Here is a 6,047-nt window from a genome sequence, read left to right as displayed (position 1 = left end):
GGGTCCTGCTGTCGGCCCCGCGCTCGGGACTGCTGCTGACCGCGAGCGACCCCGGGGACGGACGGCTGCGGATCGGCCGCACCACCGTCGACGGCCGCACCGCCCTGAGCTTCCCCGAACGGCTCAACTCGCTCGACGGCTCGGTGTTCCCGCTCGCCGCCGACCCGGCGGCCGGGTGGAGGGCTCCGGCGGGCAGTTCGGTGGGGTACGGCCGGTCCTCGGCGACGTCGTACAGGAACAGCCGCGCCGCGGCCCCCTTGGTGACCCGCAGGGCCACGCGTCCGCCCGCCGGGTCGGCGGCGAGCGGGAACACCGAGCCGTCGAGCGAGTTGAGCCGTTCGGGGAAGCTCAGGGCGGTGCGGCCGTCGACGGTGGTGCGGCCGATCCGCAGCCGTCCGTCCCCGGGGTCGCTCGCGGTCAGCAGCAGTCCCGAGCGCGGGGCCGACAGCAGGACCCGGTGGATGTGTCCGCCCTCGGGCAGCAGGAGTCCCCTTCCGATTCCCTCCCGGAGGTTCAGGACGACCGGCCGGCAGCCGTCGGGGCGGCCGAGGTCGGTGGCGTACCGGATTCCCTCCTCGTCCAGCGGCAGGAGGCCGGTGATGCGGCCGGGCAGCATCACCGGGTGGGCCAGGCGCAGGGGGCCGTTCCTGACCTGCCACACCCGGGTGCGGCCTCCCGCGTCGGTCTCCACGGCGAGGGCGAGCGTGCCCGGCGGGCCGCCGGGGACCAGCCGCAGCCCCCGGGCGGCGATCGTCGTGGCCGGGCCGGGCCCGCCGTCGGGGCCGGTCAGGGCGAGCCGATGGCGTCCGCTGCCCACCGCGCTGCGCAGCAACAGCAGTTCGCCGTCGTCGGTCGGCAGGACCTGGGTCGCCGTGGACTCGGTGGAGGTGCCCTCCCGGTACCTCGGCGACGCGCCGCCGAGGTCCCAGCGGGCCGGGACGAACCCGCCCTCGGCGGTGCTCACCAGACAGGCCGCGTGGCGGGCCCGTGCCGAGAACCGGAAGCTGATCCGGTCGGGGCGGCGCGTCATGCCGCACCGGCCACGAGCGGGACGTCCCGTCCGGCGGGGGCGGCCGGTGGTGGGGAGTCCGGCATCCAGAGCCGGGGGCCGCCGTCGCGCAGTCGCAGGAGCATGCCGAGGGTTCCGGCGAGTCCCGTCTGGTAGCCGGCGACGACCGCCTCCAGCGTTTCGTCGGGGACGACCAGGAGTCCGTCCCTGAGCACGGTGCGGGTGCGGATGCACTGCGCCAGCTCCCGGGCCAGGTCCAGGTAGTGGGGATCGCCGAGGATCGCGGCCAGGTCCAGGAGGAACTCCGCGTTGCCGGCCAGGCCGTGGCAGGCGGCGGGCGAGGAGAGCCACATGGCGCGTCGTACCCCCGCCGCGGCGAGCACGGCGGTGTCCCGGTGGCGCGCGTCGCCGGTGGTCCGCCACAGCCGGATCAGGAAGGTGCCGATGCCGGAGGATCCGCTGCACCAGTGGGTCTGTCCGGCCACGCCGTCGGCGGTGCGGTCCCCGGCCGCCCACCGGGCCTGCCCGTCGGCGACCCGGGCGAGCGTCACGAGGGTGTCGCCGGCCGTGCGGGCCGCCCGGACGAAGTCCTCCCGGCCGGTGGCGAGTCCGGCGGCCAGCAGGAAGGCGCCGATGCCCGCGATGCCGTGGGCGAACCCGTAGTGGCGGGCCCCGGCGAGGCTCGATTCGAACGTGGCGGGGACCGGCCAGATCACTCCGGCGGGGTGGTCCTCGGCGGCGGCGAGGAGCGTCTTCGCGCAGGCGGCCGCCCGGTCGAGGAACTCCGCGTCGCCGGTGGTCCGCCAGAAGTGCAGCTGGGCCATGCCCGCCCCGGCCGTCCCGTGGCAGATGTCCGGGTTGGGCCAGTCGACGGGGACGGTACGGGCCAGCGCGGCCGCCTCCGCCTCCACCGCCCCGTCGCCGAGCAGGCGGGCCGCGTCCAGCAGCGCCCAGGCGGTGCCGGAGCGGCCGAAGTGCAGCCCCGGCAGGGTCGTCCCGTCGGCGGCCCGTCCGGCGGACGGATCGGCCAGTCGCTCACGGATCCACTGCGTCAGCTCCGCGGTTCCGTCCCGCAGTCCGGTTTCGCCGCCGGTCGCGGCGGCCCGGGTGAGGACCGCCAGCACTCCGGCCGCGCCGTACTGCACGTTCAGCGGGTCGGTGGTGGCCCCGAAGCCGTTGATCGGCCAGAGGTGTCCTCCGTTGCCGGTGCCCCGGGTGCGGAGCAGGTACGCGAGGCCGTCGGAGATCAGCCGGTCGCGTTCCCCGTCGGCGATGCGCAGGTCGGGGGCGGGGCCGGCCCCGGGCCCCGTCGCGGTTCCCGCGCGGCCCGTCCCGGCGGCGGGCTCCGCGTGACCGGTTCCGGCCGCGGGCTCCGCGTGGCCCGTCCCAAGCTTCTCCGCCGGGGTGGCGAGCGCCTCCCGCACCCGGGCGAGGTCCCACCGCTCGGCGGGGTCGGGGGCGCAGAGCGCGAGCAGCAGGGGGAGCAGCGGGCGCGCCCAGGGGTGGTCGGCCACCGCGAGGGCGATCAGCGCGTCCGTGCGCTCGCCGACCGGGCGCCCGTCGGGGACGAGGAGCATGTCCACGCCCGCCACCAGGTGCAGCAGCACGGCTCCGAGGCCGTAGAGGTCCCCCTCGTACTCGGGGGCGGTGGGTTCGTAGTCGACCAGCGAGCTGATCTCGGGGCCGGCGTAGCCCGGGGTGTACCCGCGGCGGACCGGGACGCCCTGCCGGGCCAGGTACTCGACGTCGATCAGGCGCACCTCGTCGTCGGGGGTGATCATGAGGTTGTTCGGGGAGAGGTCCCGCAGCACGTGGCCGGTGCCGTGGACCCCCTCGACGATGTCCACCACCTGCCGTGCCAGGCCCAGGAATTCCGCCATGTCCCGCACCGGACGCTCCGGCATCCGCTCGCGCAGGGTCTGCCCCGGGACGCGTTCCTGGACGAGGAAGAGGTTCCCGCCCTGGGAGAAGAGGTCGATCCCGGCCGGGGTGAGGCCCAGCGGCGCCATCAGGTCCAGCATCTCGGCCTCGTGGCGCAGGGTGTCCTGGAGGTCGGTGCCGTCCATGCGCACCCCCACGTACGGGCGGGCCTCCTTGACGACGACCTCCCGGCCGGTGTCGCGGTCGGTGGCGAGGTAGACCCCGCCCTTGTAGGCGTGCCGGATCGCCCTGCTGACGACGTAGCGGTCGTTGAGCAGCACCACCGGCTTCTTCCGGGGGGTCTCGGCGGGGGCCGGTGGTTTCGCGGGGGCCGGTTCGTCGGGGAACGGCGGCGGGGCCCAGTCCGGTGTGGTCGTCCACGCCTGGCGCCGGTCCTTCTCCAGCCCCCCGTCGGGCCGGCGGAGCCTGACGTCCGCGTCGCCGTCGTTGGTCATGGTGCGCACGCCGCGGAACACCCCGTAGCGGTAGTGGACGAGGCTGTCGGGGCGGTAGCGCCGGTCGGAGAGGATGCCGGGGCCCCTGAGTCCGAAGGTCGCCCCGTGCAGCCGCCGCGCGAGCCGGCGGAAGTGGTCCGGGTCGTCGGGGTACACGGTGATGAACTTGCCGCCGCCGCCCCGGTCCGCCCGGCCGCCCGTCAGTTCGGCGACGCGTTCCACGCTGCCCGCGAACTTGAACGAGGCCCGCTCCTCGATCAGCACCTCGGACGCCGCCGCCAGTACCAGGGCCGCGGACAGCGGTGTGGCCGACAGGTGCAGTTTCCAGCCCTGCTCCGCGCCGCGGTGGTCCCGGGGGCGGACCGAGCACCAGAAGTCGCCCCGGTCGACGGCCCATCCCGTGGCGCCGCGCCGGTGCAGTACGCCCTCGACGATTCCGGGCAGCAGGGCGGTGCTCACCACGAAGTACCCATCGGCGCCGGGTGCCTGGCCATCAGCGGTCACGGGTTTTCCTTCCGGGTGCGGCGTCGGGGCGTGCGGGAGCGGTCGGGCTGCCACGACGAGGAGGCGGGAGGGGTGCCGGGAGTCGGCCGGGGCCGCCCGGCGCGGAGGGTGCGGGGCGTGGTGGTCCGATCCGGCGGCCGGCCGGGAGGCACCGTTCCTGAGAGGTCGTCCACATCGCCTGATGAGGAGTCAACTACGGGAGTATCAGAACTGATCGGGCAAAATGATCAGCTATCTGCATTTCTCGGGGGAGCTCCCGCGCGGCCGCGCATATGGTGGCCGTGAGGCGCCCCCCTGATTGCCATGGGTGACGTTAACGGTGCACCGAGGGACCGGTGTACCACCCGTTCTGGGGGGTTGCGGACAGCGAACGGGAAGGCATGTACATGGACGAAACCGGGCTCCACCGTGCACAGACCTCCATGGTTCTGGCCACGTCCCTCTACCGGGGCAGCCATCTCGTCGCCGGGATCGCCGGCGTCGTCCAGCACCAGTGGAATCGCCCGGTCCAGTGGCTGATCCTGGTCGCGGCCCTGTCCTCCAGCGCCGTGGTCCACACAACTGCCGGGCGGCACGGGCGACTTGTCCCCCGAGCCGTCTGGATCGACGTGACCGTGGTCGGCTGCCTGCTCCCGTTCTGCGCCTACTTATGGGGCGGGGCGCACACCCCCGCCTCGATCGCCTGGGTCATGCTGCTGGGCGGATCCGCGGCGGCCATGGCGGCCGCCGCCCTCCCCCTCCGGCTGGTCGTCGTCGCCACCGCGCTCCTGGTGGCGACGCACCTGGCCGGGTACCTGCTGGTCGGCGCCGACGCGGCCGTGACCGGGGGTCATCTGAACGCCCTGGTCTTCTCGGCCGTCGTCTCCGGGGTGCTCTGGTGGTACTTCCGCAGGCAGGGCGCCCTGCTCGACGCCGCCAACGAGCGGGCCCTGGCCGCGGAGGCACACCGTGCCAGGTACGCGGAGCGGATCTCCCACCACCAGGCGCTGCACGACACGGTCCTCGCCACCCTGACCGCCATCTCCGGCGGCGGCGTCGACGCCAACACCCCCGAGATGCGGCGAAGATGCGCCCGCGAGGCGGCCTATCTGAGACGGCTGGTCGAGCAGACGGACGACCAGGGAGCCGACTCGGAGCTCCTCGCCGCACTGGAGGAGTCGGTGCGGGCCGCGGAGGCGCTCGGGCTGCGGGTGACCGCCCGGTACCACGAACCGCCCAGGGTGCCCGGCGACGTGGCCCTGCCCTTCGCCCAAGCCGTGACCGAGGCGCTGAACAACGTCCGCTGCCACGCGGGCACCGGCCACGCCTATCTGACGGTCACCGGGGACTCCGGCCGGCTGGTGGTCACCGTGGTCGACCGGGGACGGGGCTTCGAGCCCGGGAGCGGCGGCGGGGGCCTCGGCCTCACCCGTTCCGTGCACGAGCGGATGCGCGGCATAGGGGGCCACGCGACCGTGGACAGCGCTCCCGGCGAGGGCGTGAGCGTGGAGCTGAGGTGGCCGAGGTGATCACCGTCGCCGTGGTCGACGACGACCGGATGCTGCTCGACGGGATCCGGTCCTGGCTGGCCGGGGCCCCGGGGCTGCGGCTCGTCGGCTGCGCCTGCACGGTGGACGAGCTGCTCGACGGGTGGCGGGAGCGGGCCGATGTCGTCCTGCTGGACCTCGTCCTGCGCGACGGACGTCCGTCCGCCGAGAACATCCGCCGGCTGCGGGAGGCCGGCAGCCGGGTGCTGATGATCAGTGTGGTGCCGGACCGCGACCGGATCGTCGCCGCCATCGCGGACGGCGCCGACGGCTACCTCACCAAGGACCACGACCTGTCCGTCCTCGTCGGGGCGATCGAGGAGGTCGCCGCCGGGGGCACCGCGCACTCCCCGGAGCTGGCCTTCGCCTGGGCCTGCGACCAGGGCATCCGCCCGAAGCTCTCGCCGAAGGAACGCGAGGTGCTCGTGGGCTACGCCTCCGGGCTCACCCTCAAGGCCACCGCCCGCCGGGCCGGGATCACCGCCAACACCGCGAAGTACTACCTGGACCGGGTCAAGGCCAAGTACCAGGACGCCGGACGGCCGACCTACACCAAGATCGACCTGGCCCTGCGGGTCCGGGAGGACGGCTGGGTGCACCCCGGCATCCCCCCGACATGAGCCCCATGAGCCC

Annotated in this window: 4 protein-coding genes; 2 read left to right on the top strand and 2 right to left on the bottom strand. The window is 74.6% G+C overall.

Going from position 1 to position 6,047, the window contains the following annotated elements; genetic code table 11:
• Both EAO76_RS42235 and lanL read right to left on the bottom strand, forming a co-directional pair.
• On the bottom strand, nucleotides 1-1,030 hold a 1,030-nt coding region (locus tag EAO76_RS42235), incomplete at its 3' end, for a hypothetical protein (RefSeq protein WP_399463759.1).
• Nucleotides 1,027-3,888: a class IV lanthionine synthetase LanL gene (lanL, locus tag EAO76_RS42230; protein WP_148841522.1), complete on the bottom strand. Its 2,862-nt coding sequence runs from the start codon at nucleotides 3,886-3,888 to the stop codon at nucleotides 1,027-1,029. The genes EAO76_RS42235 and lanL, both read right to left, overlap by 4 nt.
• A gap of 386 nt (nucleotides 3,889-4,274) precedes the next feature.
• Between lanL and EAO76_RS42225 the strand changes: the two genes are divergently transcribed.
• Nucleotides 4,275-5,396 carry an ATP-binding protein gene (locus EAO76_RS42225; RefSeq protein WP_148841521.1) on the top strand — a complete coding sequence of 374 codons (1,122 nt, stop codon included), beginning with the start codon at nucleotides 4,275-4,277 and terminating at the stop codon, nucleotides 5,394-5,396.
• Nucleotides 5,384-6,034 (top strand): response regulator transcription factor, encoded by a 651-nt coding sequence (locus tag EAO76_RS42220; RefSeq protein ID WP_148841520.1) that lies wholly within the window; start codon nucleotides 5,384-5,386, stop codon nucleotides 6,032-6,034. Before EAO76_RS42225 ends, EAO76_RS42220 begins: the two co-directional genes overlap by 13 nt.
• Nucleotides 6,035-6,047 lie beyond the last annotated feature (13 nt).

This window comes from Streptomyces sp. sk2.1, assembly GCF_008120935.1.
Taxonomy (GTDB): domain Bacteria; phylum Actinomycetota; class Actinomycetes; order Streptomycetales; family Streptomycetaceae; genus Streptomyces.
This window is presented reverse-complemented; position numbering and strand designations above follow the sequence as displayed.

Excerpts from the sequence above, each read along its gene's own strand:
- EAO76_RS42225 (WP_148841521.1), top strand. The coding sequence starts at position 4,275 with ATGGACGAAACCGGGCTCCACCGTGCACAGACCTCCATGGTTCTGGCC.